General features: G+C 33.3%; 17 protein-coding genes. 11 read left to right on the top strand and 6 right to left on the bottom strand.

Features of this window, described 5'->3' with window-relative positions; all coding sequences use genetic code 11:
• The first annotated feature begins 7 nt into the window (after positions 1–7).
• From NRK67_13030 to argF, 5 genes are read left to right on the top strand one after another with little or no spacing between them, the layout of a single operon-like run.
• Complete coding sequence (locus NRK67_13030; protein ID UUV18207.1) at positions 8–256, top strand: hypothetical protein; 249 nt, start codon at positions 8–10, stop codon at positions 254–256.
• 6 nt (positions 257–262) lie between these two features.
• Positions 263–1,480, top strand: a complete 1,218-nt coding sequence (gene argJ / locus NRK67_13025) for a bifunctional glutamate N-acetyltransferase/amino-acid acetyltransferase ArgJ (protein UUV18206.1) — start codon at positions 263–265, stop codon at positions 1,478–1,480.
• A 13-nt stretch (positions 1,481–1,493) separates the two neighbouring features.
• Positions 1,494–2,357 carry an acetylglutamate kinase gene (argB, locus tag NRK67_13020; GenBank protein ID UUV18205.1) on the top strand — a complete coding sequence of 288 codons (864 nt, stop codon included), beginning with the start codon at positions 1,494–1,496 and terminating at the stop codon, positions 2,355–2,357.
• Positions 2,358–2,394: 37 nt separating this feature from the next.
• Positions 2,395–3,552, top strand: coding sequence for an acetylornithine/succinylornithine family transaminase (locus tag NRK67_13015; protein ID UUV18204.1), 1,158 nt, complete (start codon positions 2,395–2,397; stop codon positions 3,550–3,552).
• Positions 3,549–4,541 (top strand): ornithine carbamoyltransferase, encoded by a 993-nt coding sequence (argF, locus tag NRK67_13010; protein ID UUV18203.1) that lies wholly within the window; start codon positions 3,549–3,551, stop codon positions 4,539–4,541. Before NRK67_13015 ends, argF begins: the two co-directional genes overlap by 4 nt.
• A 628-nt stretch (positions 4,542–5,169) precedes the next feature.
• Here argF and NRK67_13005 read toward each other — a convergent pair.
• The 5 genes from NRK67_13005 to NRK67_12985 form a co-directional block, all read right to left on the bottom strand.
• A complete protein-coding gene (locus NRK67_13005; GenBank protein UUV18202.1) occupies positions 5,170–5,784 on the bottom strand; it encodes an OmpA family protein in 615 nt (204 codons plus the stop codon).
• 10 nt (positions 5,785–5,794) lie between these two features.
• Positions 5,795–6,007: a lipoprotein gene (locus tag NRK67_13000; protein ID UUV18201.1), complete on the bottom strand. Its 213-nt coding sequence runs from the start codon at positions 6,005–6,007 to the stop codon at positions 5,795–5,797.
• A gap of 10 nt (positions 6,008–6,017) precedes the next feature.
• On the bottom strand, positions 6,018–6,230 hold the full coding sequence (locus NRK67_12995; GenBank protein ID UUV18200.1) for a lipoprotein: 213 nt from the start codon (positions 6,228–6,230) through the stop codon (positions 6,018–6,020).
• A gap of 140 nt (positions 6,231–6,370) precedes the next feature.
• A complete protein-coding gene (locus tag NRK67_12990; GenBank protein UUV18199.1) occupies positions 6,371–6,880 on the bottom strand; it encodes a hypothetical protein in 510 nt (169 codons plus the stop codon).
• Positions 6,881–6,889: 9 nt separating this feature from the next.
• Positions 6,890–7,114 (bottom strand): hypothetical protein, encoded by a 225-nt coding sequence (locus tag NRK67_12985; GenBank protein ID UUV18198.1) that lies wholly within the window; start codon positions 7,112–7,114, stop codon positions 6,890–6,892.
• A 335-nt stretch (positions 7,115–7,449) separates the two neighbouring features.
• On the opposite strand from NRK67_12985, the gene NRK67_12980 reads away from it, so the two are divergent.
• From NRK67_12980 to NRK67_12955, 6 genes are all read left to right on the top strand, one after another.
• The gene (locus NRK67_12980; GenBank protein ID UUV18197.1) at positions 7,450–8,151 is read left to right on the top strand and encodes an SDR family NAD(P)-dependent oxidoreductase; all 702 of its coding nucleotides are present in this window, start codon (positions 7,450–7,452) and stop codon (positions 8,149–8,151) included.
• A gap of 213 nt (positions 8,152–8,364) precedes the next feature.
• Positions 8,365–9,942: an NAD(P)/FAD-dependent oxidoreductase gene (locus NRK67_12975; GenBank protein ID UUV18196.1), complete on the top strand. Its 1,578-nt coding sequence runs from the start codon at positions 8,365–8,367 to the stop codon at positions 9,940–9,942.
• A 210-nt stretch (positions 9,943–10,152) separates the two neighbouring features.
• Entirely contained in the window at positions 10,153–11,397 is a 1,245-nt protein-coding gene (locus tag NRK67_12970) for a TolC family protein (GenBank protein ID UUV18195.1), read from the top strand.
• A gap of 1 nt (position 11,398) precedes the next feature.
• A complete protein-coding gene (locus NRK67_12965) occupies positions 11,399–12,511 on the top strand; it encodes an efflux RND transporter periplasmic adaptor subunit (protein ID UUV18194.1) in 1,113 nt (370 codons plus the stop codon).
• Positions 12,511–13,245, top strand: coding sequence for an ABC transporter ATP-binding protein (locus NRK67_12960; protein ID UUV18193.1), 735 nt, complete (start codon positions 12,511–12,513; stop codon positions 13,243–13,245). The genes NRK67_12965 and NRK67_12960 overlap by 1 nt, the downstream gene beginning before the upstream one ends.
• Entirely contained in the window at positions 13,223–14,446 is a 1,224-nt protein-coding gene (locus NRK67_12955; protein ID UUV18192.1) for an ABC transporter permease, read from the top strand. The genes NRK67_12960 and NRK67_12955 overlap by 23 nt, the downstream gene beginning before the upstream one ends.
• 145 nt (positions 14,447–14,591) lie before the next feature.
• Here NRK67_12955 and NRK67_12950 read toward each other — a convergent pair whose 3' ends face one another.
• The gene (locus NRK67_12950; protein UUV18191.1) at positions 14,592–15,857 is read right to left on the bottom strand and encodes a YihY/virulence factor BrkB family protein; all 1,266 of its coding nucleotides are present in this window, start codon (positions 15,855–15,857) and stop codon (positions 14,592–14,594) included.
• Positions 15,858–16,187 lie beyond the last annotated feature (330 nt).

Raw genomic sequence — 16,187 nt, 5'->3', positions numbered from 1 at the left:
AAAAACGATGAAATGGGGAAAAAAGAAAACAATGATTGATGTGGACAAGGCCAAAGATGAGAAAATATTAGGTTATCTAAAGCAAATAGATAAAAAAGATTGCGGCATTACCCATTCGGAGGATGAAACTGACTCCTCCACTGCATTTAAAAAAAATAAAGCAAAAATAGAGTCTGTCTTTATGGATGTCGAGTATATTAGATGCCCTGTAACTAAAGTAATAGTGGTGAACAGTAATTTATTTAAAGGAGGATGATAAAAGATGAAAATATTAGAGGGAAAAACTATAACAGATGTTGTTGGAATAACTGCTAGCGGAGTATCAGGCGGCCTTAAAAAAAGTGGTAAAAAGGATCTTTGTGTTATTCATTCAAAGGGAGAACCTGTAGCCTCAGCTGTATTTACAAAAAACAAGGTAAAGGCAGCCCCCATAGTAATGAACATGGAACATATTCAAAATTCCATCACCAAGGCAGTGGTTGTAAACAGTGGTAATGCAAATGCCTGCACAGGTAAAAAAGGATTGGAAGATGCCAATACCATGGCTCAGCTCACTGCCGACATATTGGGGGTTTCCAAAGAAGAGGTAATAGTACAATCCACCGGAATCATAGGAGTGCAGTTAGATATGGGGAAAATAGAGTTAGCCATAAAAAAAGGGTGTGAAAATCTGTCTGCCCAAGGGGGGCACGATGCAGCTATAGCTATGTTAACTACAGATACATCGGAAAAGAAAATTGCTGTTTCCTTTGAGATAGATGGAAAAGAGATAACTTTAGCCGGAATAGCCAAAGGGTCTGGAATGGTTCATCCAAATATGGGTACTATGCTTTCGACCTTGGTTACAGATTTAAATATCAGTAAGGAGATGCTGGACCTAGCATTTAAAGATAGTGTGGATATGTCTTACAACATGATCTCTGTAGATGGAGACACCAGTACCAATGATATGGCTATGGTTATAGCCAATGGATTGGCAGAGAATAAAAAAATTGAAACTGCTGGAGAAGATTTTGAAAAATTTAAAGATATCTTAATCTATATCAATACAGAATTGGCTAAATTGATAGCTAAAGATGGGGAAGGAGCTACTAAACTTATAGAGGTAGAGGTAAAAAATGCCCAAACTTTAGAAGATGCTAGAATATCTGCAAAATCAGTTATCAGATCCAATCTTACTAAGTGTGCTTTCTTTGGTGCCGATGCAAATTGGGGGAGAATCCTTTGTGCAGTGGGTTATTCAGATGTTGAATTTAATCCCAACAATATAGATATTTCATTTTTTAGTAAAGGGGAATATGTTCAGATAGCTAAAGATGGTATGGGAATAAAATTTGATCTAGATAAAGCCAAAGAAATCTTACTTAAACCAGAAATTAAAGTAGAAATTGATTTAAAAGACGGTCAGTATTCAGCTACAGCTTGGGGATGTGATTTAACCTATGATTATGTAAAAATTAATGGGGCATATAGAACTTAAAGGGGGGAAAGAAATGAAAGACGTTAAGATATTGTCTCAGGCACTCTCCTATATAATGGAGTTTCATGGAAAAATAGTGGTTGTAAAGTACGGTGGAAATGCTATGAAAGATGAGGAGACCAAGGAAAAAGTCATAAGGAATATAGCTCTTTTAAAATATCTAGGGATGCTTCCAGTAGTTGTACATGGAGGCGGACCGGCAATAAATGATATGCTTTACAAATTGAATAAAAAATCTGAATTTAAGATGGGGAATAGAGTTACCGACAAGGAAACAATAGATATTGTAGAGATGGTTTTAGGTGGAAAGGTAAACAAGGAGATTGTCTCCCTTTTAAATAAAAATAATACTAACGCTGTGGGAATTACAGGTAAAGACAGTAATATGATCATGGCAGAAAAAAAATATATAAATATAGATGGAGAAAAAATAGATATAGGTTATGTGGGACAGGTAAAAAAAATAGATACCGAGATCATAAAGAATTTTTTGGAAGCAGGGATAATACCTGTAATAGCACCCCTAGGAACTGATAAGGATGGTAATACCTACAATATAAATGCCGATTATGTGGCAGGGGAGATAGCTAGTGCTCTAAAGGCTACCAAACTTATATTGATGACTAATATAGATGGTCTTTATAGAAATATAGAGGATAAGAACAGTTTGATCAAGGAGATTGATCTTCTAAAGGTTGGTCAACTTATTCAAGATAAAACTATCTGTGGAGGAATGATTTCCAAAGTACAATCATGTGTATCTGCTTTAAAAAAAGGTGTGGAAAAGGTGCATATTTTAAACGGCGAGAAGGAACACAGTATCTTGATGGCATTATTCACCAAAGATGGCATTGGAACTATGATTGTAAATGGCTAATTATAGAGAATATTAAAGGAATATAAAGGAGGCTAAGATGTTAATAAATACTTATAATAGACCCGATAAAGTTTTTATCTCGGGAAAGGGTATGAAACTATATGATGAAGCAGATAGCGAGTATCTGGATCTTGTATCTGGAATAGCTGTAAATTCACTGGGTCATTGTCACCCTGAAATAATAAAGACTATAAAAAAACAAAGTGAAAAATTACTTCATATTTCAAACCTTTACCATACTACTGAACAATCTGAATTGGCTAAAAAACTAGTGGGATTGAGTGATCATAATAAGGTATTCTTTTGTAACAGCGGAACCGAAGCTGTGGAAGCTGCTCTAAAAATAGCTAGAAAGTACGGAAAACAGAAGGGACATGGTAAAGGAAAGATCCTTTATATGAAGGATTCTTTTCATGGAAGAACTATGGGAGCTCTTTCTGTGACTGGGCAGTCCAAGTATCAAAAAGAATTTAAACCTCTGATAGGTGGAACCGAGGAATGTGAATTTAACAATATCAATAATATTATTAAAAAGATGTCTGGAGCTTGTGCAATTATAATTGAACCTATCCAGGGGGAAGCAGGGTTGATTAAGGCAGATATTAAATTTTTAAAAAAGTTGAGGGAATTATGTGATAAATGGAATTGTCTTTTAATCTTCGATGAGATTCAATGTGGTGCAGGAAGAAGCGGGAGTTTTTTTGCCTATAAAAAATTTGGAGTTATCCCTGATATAGTATGTATGGCAAAGGGCCTTGGAGGAGGAATCCCCATAGGAGCTATCCTTGTAAATAAAAAAGCTGACGTTTTTATTCCTGGAGATCACGGGACTACCTTTGGAGGAAATGCCTTATCCTGTGCTGTTGGAAATACTGTTTTAACAGAACTTATTGATAAGGGTATCCTCGTTACAATAGACAAAAAAGCAGAACTTTTAAAAGAAAAATTAGAACTTCTAAAGAAGGAATTTGACCTTATAAAGGAAGTCAGAGGATTGGGCCTATTACAGGGATTAAAATTAAATAAAAATCCTGGAAACTTTATAAAATATGCACTGAAAAACAATGTACTTTTAGTTGGAGCCGGAGATAATGTAGTGAGAATTATCCCGCCTCTAAATGTAGGAGAAAAGGAAATTGAAGAACTTTATATGGTATTAAAAAATATATTTCAAGGATTTAAGGGGGAAAAATGATAAAGAATAAAAATTTTTTAAAGTTATTGGATTACACTACAGAGGAATTTAACTATCTTTTAGAGCTTTCAGCTAAGTTAAAGAAGGATAAAAATGAAGGAACGGAAAAAAAATATCTTTCGGGGAAAAATATCGTTCTTATTTTTGAAAAGGATTCTACCAGAACTAGATGTGCATTTGAAGTAGGAGCTATGGATCAAGGAGCTAATATAACATATCTAGGGCCTTCAGGAAGCCAGATTGGAAAAAAGGAATCTATAAAGGATAGTGCTAGAGTTCTAGGTGGTTTTTATGATGGAATACAGTATAGAGGGTATGCCCAAGAGACAGTAGAGATCCTGGGGGAATTTGCAGGTGTACCTGTATGGAATGGTCTCACAGACAAGTTTCATCCAACGCAGATCTTGGCAGATTTTCTTACTATCAAGGAAAAATTTGGTAAACTAGAAGGGATAAAGATGGCATACCTTGGAGATGGAAGAAATAATATGGGGAATTCCCTTATGATCGGTGCAGCAATGGTCGGTATGGATTTTAAAATCGTAGCTCCTCAAGACCTTTTCCCAGAAGAAGAGTTAATAAAAAAAGCTCAAGAAATTGCTAAAACTACAGGTGCTGAACTTACCTTTACAGATTCTTTGGAAGAAGGCGTAAGTGATACAGATGTAATCTATACAGATGTATGGGTATCTATGGGAGAGGATCAAGGAGTTTGGAAGGAGAGAATAAAAAAATTACTTCCATATCAGGTGAATAACAATGTTATGGATATGACTGCAAAAAATTCAATCTTTTTACATTGCCTTCCAGCATTTCATGATCAAAAGACAGTCGTAGGAAAAGATATCCTGGAGAAATTTGGTATTCAGGAGATGGAAGTTACAGATGAAGTCTTTGAAGGAAGTAAATCTATCGTATTTAAACAAGCAGAAAACAGATTGCATACGATAAAGGCAATTATGGTTGCAACACTTGCAGGGAATATATGATAAAAAAGTAAAGTTTAAATGATACAGACAAAAAATGTACAAGGAAGTAGCAAAAATTCCAGGTGGCTTATATGAATAACTGTTGCTTACATTATAAATATTTTTCTAAAAGAGATGCTGTAATGCATACACAAAAAAATTATAATCTGTGTATGTATTAAAAAAACATAATAAATAGTCTTGGAATTTTACAATTATTCAAGACCCAGAGTTACTTGATGAGTTAAACAAAGAATCAACAAAGAGCAATGTGTTAAATGTGGAAATTGCGTAAAAGTCTGTGCTTATCAAGCAGTTAAAATGATCCCATATCCACAAGTAAATCACAGCAAGTGTAATGGATGTTGGGCACGTTATAATCAATGTCCGAAACAAGCTATTCATACTAAGAGTTTTAAAGGAGATAATCAATATAAAGGTCCATCACAAGAGTTGATAAATAAACTAAATAGTAATAAAAAAATTCATACAAAATTCTGTGAAGAACCAAGTCTTACAATTTAATTTGATAATCTAGAATATATAAAAAACCTGTAAATTCAACACTTTTTCTAGTGTCTCATTTACAGGTTATAATATATCAACAGCCATCTCAAGTTCTTTTATAAATAACTTAAAATTAATATTATTAATATGTGATTGTTAAGTCAACTCTTCTATTTGCCATTCTTCCGTCTCTTGTATCATTATCATCAGTAGGTTCAGAACTTCCAACTCCTACAGTTTCTATCCTGGAAGAATCTATTCCCTTATTCATTAAATAAGTAGAAACTGCCATAGCTCTGTCTTCTGATAATTTTTGATTGAATTCTTCAGGCCCTGAGCTGTCTGTATGACCTTTGATCATAGCATCTGTTCCCGGATAAGTCATTAAAGTTTCAGCAATTGGATCTAATATTGTTTTCATACTTTCATTCAATACTGCTTTACTTGAATTAAAAGCTGTATCTCCAGGAAGAGTAAGGTGTAATCCATTATCTACTGCTGTTACAGTAACACCAGTTCCTTCAAATGCCTTTACCATCTTCATATGTTCTGCCATCATAGCAGCTTTTTGCTGACCTTCTTCTAATTGAGCTCTAATCTCTTCATTTCCAGATTTAACCTCTGTTAGAGTAGTAGCATTCATCTCTACACTTTCATTCAATGTCTGAACTTGTGTGGGGATATCTACTTTTTCCTCTGAACTTGAGCAAGCTGAAAGAGCTGCTACTATTAAAAGTCCTAATAATATCTTTTTCATAATATTCCTCCTAGTTTTTAGTTTCATTGATTGAATTATTTAATTCTTGTATTTGCATCTTCAATTCTTCAGTCTCTGCTTTTAATGATTCATATTCCTGTGTTTGAGTAGAAACAGTTTCATTCAACGTCTGAACTTGTGTTGGGATATCTACTTTTTCCTCTGAGCTTGAACAAGCTGAAAGAGCTCCTAATATCAAAAGTCCAAATAATATTTTTTTCATAACATTCCTCCTAGTTTTTAGTTTCATTCATTAGATCATTTAATTCTTGTACCTGCATCTTCAATTCTTCAGTCTCTGCTTTTAATGACTCATATTCCTGTGTCTGAGTAGAAACAGTTTCATTCAAAGTTTGAACTTGCGTTGGGATATCTACTTTTTCCTCTGAGCTTGAACAAGCTGAAAGAGCACCGACTATTAAAAGTCCAAATAATATTTTTTTCATAACTATTACCTCCTATATTTAATAACTCCTATCTTAACTATACCTGTTTTTTTTATTTTTCTTTTTATTTTTTTATTTTTTTTTATTTTTTTTACAGTTTTAGGTCTCTACGCTAATAAAAACAATAAAAAAAAGAGAATTTAATTCTCTTTTTTTTTCAAAATTATTCTTGTATCAACGACCTTTATCCCTTTTTTTTCTGGGATTAGCTCATTATCTTCTTTAATTTCTACGGTTATCCTAGAAAGATCAAAACCCTTGGCAGTAAAATAAGAGTTTAAAAATTCTGTATTTCCCTTGCTCCCCTGAAAAATAATAGGATCTTTAGGATCATATTTAGTTATCTCTATAAAATTATCCAATATACTATTATACTCTCCCTGACTTAGATCTTCACTTGCTATCTTTAAAGTAAAACTTTCTATATCCCTTCTGATCTCCACTCCTAAATCTTCAAATTTTATTTCCTTGGCTAAATTTATCTCTAATTTATCTAGGATTTGACTCAATCTCTTTACCTCTTCTTTGAGCTGTGCATTTTCTAATTTAATATTATCTAAGATAATTTGATTCTGTTTAATATCTGTCCCCAAATCTCCCTTGGCTGCTATACTCAAAAGTATAAACCCTATAATAAAAGTTTTTTTCATTGTTCCTCCTTAATTTAACTCATAAAAATCTTCAACCTTCTGGATCCTTTTATTTAAATTTTCCATGTCCTGCCTTAATTCTTTATTATCTTCCTGTAATTTTTTAAATTCTATCCCCTGTTCCTTCACTGTAATCTCTAAACTTTTATTTGTTTTCGTAGACATCCCTGTTCTAAGATTATTGGAAACACAAGCGGTAAATAATAGTGACATCAATAAAATATAGCTTTTCATATGATCCCTCCTAAAATATTATAATTTTTATATTATTCTGTAATTTTAGAAAAAATCCTTTATTTTATACCCTATATCCTACATCTATTATCCTTCTATGATAACAGTTTCAAGAGAAGATATCAACCAGATATATTAAATAGCTCTTACTTAATTTCTATTATATTGAACTATTAGAACAAATGGGAGAGCGTAAATCAGAAGGAAAAAGCTGAAAGATAAGTAAGTTATAGGAGAATCTATAAAATTAATTGTGTTTGTAGAAGTTTTTGTTAGGTTGTAAATAAAAGATATTAAAAAAATTTAGATCAACATAAAAAAAGGATGGTGGATCGATGAAATATTCATTAATAACAGGGGGAAGTTCGGGACTCGGTTATGAACTTGCAAAAAAATTAATAAAAAGAGGGAAAAACGTTATAATAATGGGTAGAGATGAAAAGAAACTGAATAATTCAATCAAAGAACTGAAAACAATTTATCAAGACGTAAAGATTCTAGGAGTTAAAATTGATATTTCTGACCTGTCTGAAGTAGATAAATTTTTTTTAGATTTAAAAACAGACAATATTGAAATAGAGCACCTCTATAACAATGCAGGGAAAGGATTCTTTGGGAGTGTTGAGGAGCTGACAGAGTATGAAATCAGTTCTATTTTAAATTCTAATCTCGTTGGTCTTATCAATATGACTTCAAGGGCTGTAAAGCATATGAAGAACTTAAAGCAAAAATGCAGAATTATCAATATCTTATCTACTGCTGCACAAACAGGAAAGAAAAACGAAACTATATACTGTGCTGCCAAATGGGGAGCAAAGGGCTTCTTGGAATCAATAAGAGAAGAAGTCCGTGGTGGGAATATAGAAGTTATTATAGTTTATCCAGGGGGGATGGACACTCCATTCTGGAATAATATTGATTCAGGATACGATTTTTCAACATTTATGAAAGCTGAAGATGTTGCCGAAGAAATTATTCATGCAAGTCTTAATTGTAAGATGGTAATTTCAGATTTAATTATTAACAGGAAAAAATAAGTTAATTTATTCAAATTATATTTTTTAATACTATGATACAAATTCTAAATGTTATAGGAGTAATAAATCCAAAAGGCCCGACGAAAGTTATGGGCTTTTTTTCTTCCCTTATATACTTAATATAAAATAAAGCACAATTTTTTAGATATTGATTCTATTTTAAGTGTGATATAATAATATGTAAAATTAACAAATTAACTAACGAGGTGAGAGATGAAAGCTGTTATTAATAACATAATGATTCCAATAGAAAAAAATCAGGATCATGCTATAAAAAATGAACTTATAAAAAAAGGGATAGATCTATCCAACGTTATCCATATAGAATATATAAAGAGATCCATTGATTCTAGAAAAAAAACTCAGATCAAATTTTTATACAATTTGGAGTTAACTTTTAAGAAAGATATCAATTTAGAGGGACATAAATGGCTAACTAAACCAAAGGCCCTGCAGGTAAACCCCAGAAGATCTAAAAATTTAGAAGGACGTATAGGGATAATAGGCAGCGGACCGGCTGGATTATTTGCAGCCCTTCGATTATGTGAACATGGGTATAAGCCCATTATATTTGAACGTGGGAAAAAAGTAGATGAGAGAGACAGATCTATCGATAACTTCTACACAAATGACGATCTGGATATAAACTCTAATATCCAGTTTGGTGAAGGAGGAGCAGGTACTTATTCTGACGGGAAACTAAATACCCGTGTAAAGAGTGAATACATTACCCATGTATTTGAAACTCTAATTGGATTAGGAGCACAGAAAGAAATTATGTGGGACTACAAACCTCATATAGGTACCGATATTTTAAAAGTCGTAACAAAAAATCTGAGATCTAAAATAATACAAATGGGTGGAACATTTTATTTCGACACTTTAGTTGAAAATATCCTTATAAAGGACAATAAAGTAATCGGTGTAGATACAGTATCTCATAATAAAAAGGATAGGGTAGATATAGAACATCTAGTTTTAGCCATAGGTCACAGTGCCAGGGATACCTATAGGATGCTCTATAAAAATGGTGTATTCATGGAAAATAAACCATTTGCCATGGGAACAAGGATAGAACATCCAAGAGCAGCTATAGATAAGATGCAGTATGGTAAATTTGCTAATCATGAAAATCTGGAAGCTGCTACATACAGTATGACATATAACAACAAGGCAGAGAGCAGAGGGGTATTCTCATTCTGTATGTGCCCAGGAGGAGTTATAGTAAATGCTGCCTCTGAAAAAAATACAAGTTTAGTCAATGGAATGAGCTATTCTAAAAGAGATGGAGAGTTCAGTAACTCTGCTATTGCAGTAGGGATTAAAGCCAATGAATTTGGTGATCACCTGTTCAGCGGAATGGAATATCAGGAAAAATTAGAGAGAGATGCATATAACTCTGTGGGGAATTATGGAGGAGTAGCACAGAGAGTTGTAGACTTTATAAAAGATAAAAAATCTACTTCTCTGCCTAAAAGCAGTTATCCTATGAGGATGAAATCTGAAAATTTAAATGAATTTTTTCCGGATATAATAAAGAAAAACATGAAGTTAGCTTTCCACCAATGGAAAAAGATGCCTAACTTTGTATCCAATGAAGCACTTTTAATAGGGCCTGAAACAAGAACTTCTGCTCCTGTGAAGATTACCAGGAACGAGGCAGGGGAATCCATCAGTACAAAGGGATTATACCCAATAGGTGAAGGAGCAGGATATGCCGGTGGGATAACCAGTGCTGCCATAGATGGATTAAAGATTGTAGATAATATATTCGCTGAAGAAATAAGTTAAACCGCTGTATAGATTTTTCACAGGATTTTCACAAAACTATTGTATATTTTAATAACTAAAAATAGAGCTATCTGCTAAAATTAGTAGGTAGCTTTTTTTTATCCAGGAGATCACAAAATTTATGGAGAAATAAAAGATTATAAAAAACCTTAATTGTGCTTGTCCGGATGCAACGTCACGTTGCTTTTTTTATAAAAGGAGGGAAATAACTTGAAAAAACTAGGTTTACTTGTAGCGGCATTACTTACATACTCTCAATCCTATTCTATGACCTTGGATGACCTTGTCTTACAGCTGGAACAAAATGGTTATTCTGCAAAATATCGTACTTTAGAACAAAAACAACTGTCCATAGATAATAAAAAGATAGAACGGATAGACAGAGACGGTATCGATCTGAAGGGAAGCGGAAAATTCACAGATGATACCAATGGGGAAAGATCTAGTGGACTAGTATCTGCTTCATATGATTTTTTTAAATATGAAGGTGAGTATGATGAGGAGTACAATGGGGAAAACAAACAGTTGGTCGGTTTAGAAAAAAACTTAAAGGATATTTTTTATGGAGACAGGAAATATAATAGAAACCTGTTTACCATCGATGAAGTGATGAGATTAAACTTTGAAGATCAGCGGATGGAAGGAGAGATTCTATCACTTATTGATACCTATAAAACCCTTATGGATACAAGGCTGGAATTGAAATTAAAGAAAGGACTGCTGCCAAGTCTAGAAGCAGATGCTGTTAAACTGGAAAGAGGATTTAATACAGGGCAATCTTCCAGGTTGGACTATAAATATTCAAAGATGCGTTTAAAAAACTTAAATAATGATATAGAACAGCTAAACCTTGATCTGATTCAAATAGAAAAAACTTTTGAAACAGTATTTAATCTCAAAATTTATTCTGACATTAAATATTCTAGATTAGAAAAATTATATACCAGTGACATCAATAATATTGGTGACAGATCATTGGAGAATGTAGAATTATCCATAGATAAGGTCGAAGAAGATAAAAAATATTCGGCTTATAGCACCAGTTGGCCCGACCTCAATGCAGGAACTTTTTATGATGTAAAAAATGACGGATGGCTGGTAAGACTTAGTATAGATAAAACTTTATTTGAATATGACAATACCACAGCTACCTATGAGGTGGAAAAAGAACGTCTGGAAATGGAGAAGAAAAAGCTCGAAAAAAGTCTGGAGAATTTAAAAAACGAATATTTTAATCGGTATAACTCCCTCCTAAAAGAGGTTACTAATCTAAAGCTCCAAAAAGAAGTGGACGAGATGACATATAAGATGTATAAGTTAAACTACGAACAGGGAAATGAAACCTATATAAACTATATAGAAAAGTACGAAGATTATATTATAAACTCCATAGAATTGGAAAAGAAAGAGAATGAATTGACTGCATTTATATATGAGATACAGTATAGGAGGTAAGATGAAAAAAATTATTGCAGGGCTGATAGCTGTGGTATTGATAGGAGGAGGAGTCTATTATAAAAATAATCAAAATAAAGATGTCTCCCCGAAATACCAGGTATTCAGCGTAAAAAAATCTACATTCAAAAAGATAGTAGAAGCTGATGGAGTAGTACAGGCAAGGGATACAAAGCTCGTATATGCTGATAGGCCCCTCAAGGTAGATGAAGTTTTTTATAGTGCCGGTGATTATGTAAAAAAAGGTGAGATTATCATGACATTTGACCCAGAGGACAAAAATACTGTTATCAGAAATTTGAAAAAAGAGCAAATAAATCTAAAAAAATTAGAGAGAAATCTGAAAAATGCTGTTTCTATGTTTGAGGTAGGAGGATCTTCCCAGGTGGAAATAGAGGATCTAGAGTTTGATATAAAAAAATCTAAACTAGATATAGAGGGCCTCCAAGAGGAACTGTCTAAGATGTTAGATGAAATTAAAAGTCCCTTTGACGGAACAATCATATCTATGATTGCAGAGGCCAATTACAGAGTAAACACCGAAGTAGAACTCTTCGAGGTAGCCGATCTTTCAGATCTTATTGTAGTTGCCAATGTACCGGAGTACAGTATCCACGGTATATCCCTTGGGCAAGATGTAAAAATCAGGCCAGATGCCTATCAGGAGGAATTTCATGGAGTTGTCAGTAAGATATCGACTCTTTCCTCTGCTACAGCATCAAATTCTTCCAATAACAACAACAGTTCCACTACAAGTGATACTGAGGCTTATGTAGAGGTGGAGATCACTATAGAAAATTTACCAGAGGAACTTAGGCCAGGATTCAATTCCTCGGTAGATATAGTTGTAAGTTCCATAGATGGGGTTGTTTCAATTCCGAGAGTTTCTGTTTTAGAGGATGAAAAGGGTTACTATGTATTTATTTTAAATGCTGAAAAGAAAATAAGGAAAAACTATATCAGTATAAAGGACAGTAACAGCAGTATGGTTGCAGTAGATAATTTAGAGGATGATATTTCAATTCTAAAAAATCCTTATACTGCTTTGGAAAACGGTCAGGAGGTTAAAACAAGAAGCGGCAGGGGCAAAAATAAAGGCCAGGGTGAAAGTTAATGAATAGTCTTATAAATTACAGTGATAGGGAGACTGTCATTGAGATAACCAGGTTAGATAAAATATACCGAACCGGAGATCTTACATTAAAAGCATTAGATGATGTTTCCTACACCATAAAAAATGGTGAATTTGTAGCTATCATGGGACATAGTGGCAGTGGGAAATCTACCATGATGAATATCTTAGGCTGCCTGGACACTCCTACATCTGGAACCTATAAATTAGATGGGATCGATACATCTAATTTAAACGATAATCAACTAGCACAAGTTAGAAATAAAAAAATAGGATTTGTATTTCAGTCTTTTAACTTACTGCCTAAATTAAAATCCTGGGAAAATGTAGCTCTCCCACTGGTTTACAGCGGAATCCACGCAAAGATTAGAAAGAAAAGAGCTTTAGAGGCTTTAAAAAGTGTCGGTTTGGAAAACAGGGCTAACCATAAACCTAATGAGTTATCAGGGGGACAGCGTCAGAGAGTTGCCATTGCAAGGGCCTTAGTTGTAAATCCTGAGATTATTATGGCAGATGAACCTACCGGAAATTTAGATTCTGTATCTGAAGCAGAGATCATAGAGATCTTTAAAAAACTAAATCGTGAAGGAGCTACTATAGTTATGGTTACCCATGAGGATAATGTAGGAGCAAACTGTAAAAGGATTATTCGATTCCATGATGGGAAATTAATAAAAAACGAGGTAATAGATCATGAATTTTATAGAGATATTTAAAAGTTCAATTCAGTCTTTAATAGGTAATAAGATGAGATCCCTTCTAACTATGCTAGGAATAATTATTGGAATATCTTCAGTAATAGCAATGTCTGCCATTGGTAAGGGAGGAGAGAAAAAAATCACCGGAAATTTAGCTAATAGCGGGTTTGGTGTCTATGAAATAAATGTAGATACCGATGCCGATGAATATAAAAATATCTACTCACTAGACATGGAAGACATTAAAGATATTAAATATAATATAGACGGGATAGAGGCCATAACACCTAGTATACGTGAAAGGATCTCAATTAAAAATAAGACTGGACCGGATATCAAAAGGATGGCTCTTGTTTATTCTACTACTCCTGATTTTGAAAAAGTAGACAGGGTAAACTATATAGATGGAAGACCTATTTTAAGTATTGAATATGAAGAAGGTTCCCCTGTTATTGTAATCGATCATCTTACGGCAAAAAAACTATTTAATTCAGAATCACCCTTAGGGAAGAAGATAAGTCTGGAATTTCGATCTTTAAAGAAAGTAAAAGAATTTGTCATTGTAGGAGTGTTTCAGCATCCGGATTCTGCCATGAATGAAATTGGTTTATCCAGGATGATGCCGACCTTTACCAGGATCCCCCTGGCTCAGATGGAAAGGATAAAGGGTACAAAAGATTACGAAACCCTTATAGTTATGCCAGAAGACCCCCTTATGGGAAAAGATATCCTTATAAGGGTAATTCAGCAGTTAGAATCTAGAAATCATTCTAATATCTATGACTATGAGGAAAAAGTTCCCAGGGGAAGTGAATTAAAAAGTATTTTAGAAACACTAAATATATTTATCCTGTTTGTTGCCGGGATCTCTCTTTTTGTAGGAGGAATCGGAGTTATGAATATAATGCTTGTCAGTGTGACCGAAAGGATAAAGGAGATAGGGATCAGGAAAGCTATTGGAGCTCAAAGCAGAGATATCCTATTTCAATTTTTGACAGAGTCTATCATCCTATCACTAGTAGGCGGTGGGCTGGGAATTGTCACAGGTTATATAATATCTAATATCATAGGATATTTTATAAATATCTCACCTATTGTTTCCCCTGCAATTGTATTAATTTCAGTGATCATTTCAACTTTAATCGGACTTATTTTCGGGGTTTACCCGGCCAGGCAGGCCTCTATGTTAAATCCTATCGATGCTTTGAGAAACGAATAAAATAACACTGGACTCCCTAAAATAAACTTTATATAACATAGGGAAAAAACCACACTCAGGTCAATAGTACCAAGAGTGTGGTTTTTTAGTTTGTTTTTATAAAATAACAAGGAATGCTCAGAATATTTATTTAAAATACATATTTTTAACTATTTGGGCCTATATCCTTTAATAGTAGGTCATATTGAAAATTTTCTATAGCGCTTTCTATTTTTTCCAAGATATCTTTGGATTCATCTCCTACCTTCTGACTATATCCTATCTCTGTAATCTCGGAGATAATATATCCAATAGAGAGAATATCTATATTTTTAGAGAGTTTATATTTTCTTTCATCGCTGGATGTGACTATCTCCACTATAAAGTTTGATTTTGCCAGCATATTGAGGATGTCCTGGGTCACTCCTATGGCTATCCCCAGTTTGTGGGATAGTTCATTGGTACTCATGGGCGGTTTATTTTCCTCATAGTTTTTTACAAGGTAGTATATACATATAATAGATATATCTCTTTTGGAGGAAAAATTTAAATTTATCTCATTTATAGTGTAAGAATATTTATAGGAATTTTGTATGATAAAGGAGAGATGAGCCCCCAATAAGATGATAAACCACACTATTTTCTGCCACATTATAAATATAGGTATAAGGGAAAAACTTCCATAGATAGCATTGTAGTTTAATAAGCTGACCTGGAGGTGGATAAAGATAGATTGCGTTATCTGAAAGACAACTCCTGAAAATACCCCTGCTATAAATGCTGTGGACAATTTTACCTTTGTATTTGGAATAATTAAATATATGAGGGTAAAAAATATTATAATAAGGACCTGTGGAATAAAATTTAAGACCTCTATCAATCCTGGATATATCTTTAATATAAAAATCTGTAGGATTGCTGAGAGTCCGTTAGATAGGACTACAATCAATGGGAATAAAAATATTAGTGACATATAATCGGTGAGTTTTCTTACAAAACTCCTGGATTCCTGTACCTTCCATATTTCATTAAATGATTTTTCCACTGCAGAAAATATCTTTATGACCGACCAGATCAAAAATAAAATTCCTGTACCTGCTATCAATTCTCCCTTGGTATTTTCCAAAGTCCTCTGGGAAAAAATCAATATTTGATCCAAAATTTCATCCTGTAAGAAAAAGGTTTTATATAATTCATCTTTTATTAATTTTTCCACTCCAAAGCCCCTGGTAACGACAAAGGCTATGGCTATTACAGGAACAATAGTAAGGAGGGAATAAAATGTCAGTGCAGATGACCATAGGTCTGATCTGCTTTTTTTATAATTTTCAAATGTAAATAAGATCAACTTTAGTATTTTAAAGATCAATTTATTACTCTGACTGATCTGTTTCCTTATACCCTGTATAAATTTTTTTATAGTTAATTTCATTTTTACCAACTCCTCATTCCAATTTTTTCATCTATGCTATATGGTAGGATTTATAGTTATTTGTGTGTATACCTATATTATACCTTACTAATTATAACTATATATTCCTATAAAAGTATATAGCTTTTAAAAATCAAAATTATAAATACTTTTAAATTTATCCTATACCTATGATACGTTCTTCACGCTAATACGTCTGTCCGCCAAAGGCGGGAAGGCAGCGGTTAACCTTCTCTAAACTCAACAAAAGTAACCATTTTAGAAAAAAGTAAATATTTATAGGGCTTTAGTTACAAAATTAACAAGAATTATTAAATTACAACAGTAATT

It is taken from the genome of Fusobacteria bacterium ZRK30, from assembly GCA_024628785.1.
In the GTDB taxonomy this organism is placed as follows: Bacteria; Fusobacteriota; Fusobacteriia; order Fusobacteriales; family Fusobacteriaceae; genus Psychrilyobacter.
This window is presented reverse-complemented; position numbering and strand designations above follow the sequence as displayed.

Coding starts and splice junctions, on each gene's coding strand:
- NRK67_13015 (UUV18204.1), top strand. CDS start 2,395: ATGTTAATAAATACTTATAATAGACCCGATAAAGTTTTTATCTCGGGA.
- NRK67_12985 (UUV18198.1), bottom strand. CDS start 7,114: ATGAAAAGCTATATTTTATTGATGTCACTATTATTTACCGCTTGTGTT.
- NRK67_12990 (UUV18199.1), bottom strand. CDS start 6,880: ATGAAAAAAACTTTTATTATAGGGTTTATACTTTTGAGTATAGCAGCC.
- NRK67_12980 (UUV18197.1), top strand. CDS start 7,450: ATGAAATATTCATTAATAACAGGGGGAAGTTCGGGACTCGGTTATGAA.
- NRK67_13005 (UUV18202.1), bottom strand. CDS start 5,784: ATGAAAAAGATATTATTAGGACTTTTAATAGTAGCAGCTCTTTCAGCT.
- NRK67_12950 (UUV18191.1), bottom strand. CDS start 15,857: ATGAAATTAACTATAAAAAAATTTATACAGGGTATAAGGAAACAGATC.
- argF (UUV18203.1), top strand. CDS start 3,549: ATGATAAAGAATAAAAATTTTTTAAAGTTATTGGATTACACTACAGAG.
- argJ (UUV18206.1), top strand. CDS start 263: ATGAAAATATTAGAGGGAAAAACTATAACAGATGTTGTTGGAATAACT.
- NRK67_12955 (UUV18192.1), top strand. CDS start 13,223: ATGAATTTTATAGAGATATTTAAAAGTTCAATTCAGTCTTTAATAGGT.
- NRK67_12960 (UUV18193.1), top strand. CDS start 12,511: ATGAATAGTCTTATAAATTACAGTGATAGGGAGACTGTCATTGAGATA.
- NRK67_13030 (UUV18207.1), top strand. CDS start 8: ATGAAATGGGGAAAAAAGAAAACAATGATTGATGTGGACAAGGCCAAA.
- argB (UUV18205.1), top strand. CDS start 1,494: ATGAAAGACGTTAAGATATTGTCTCAGGCACTCTCCTATATAATGGAG.
- NRK67_12995 (UUV18200.1), bottom strand. CDS start 6,230: ATGAAAAAAATATTATTTGGACTTTTAATAGTCGGTGCTCTTTCAGCT.
- NRK67_12965 (UUV18194.1), top strand. CDS start 11,399: ATGAAAAAAATTATTGCAGGGCTGATAGCTGTGGTATTGATAGGAGGA.
- NRK67_12975 (UUV18196.1), top strand. CDS start 8,365: ATGAAAGCTGTTATTAATAACATAATGATTCCAATAGAAAAAAATCAG.
- NRK67_13000 (UUV18201.1), bottom strand. CDS start 6,007: ATGAAAAAAATATTATTTGGACTTTTGATATTAGGAGCTCTTTCAGCT.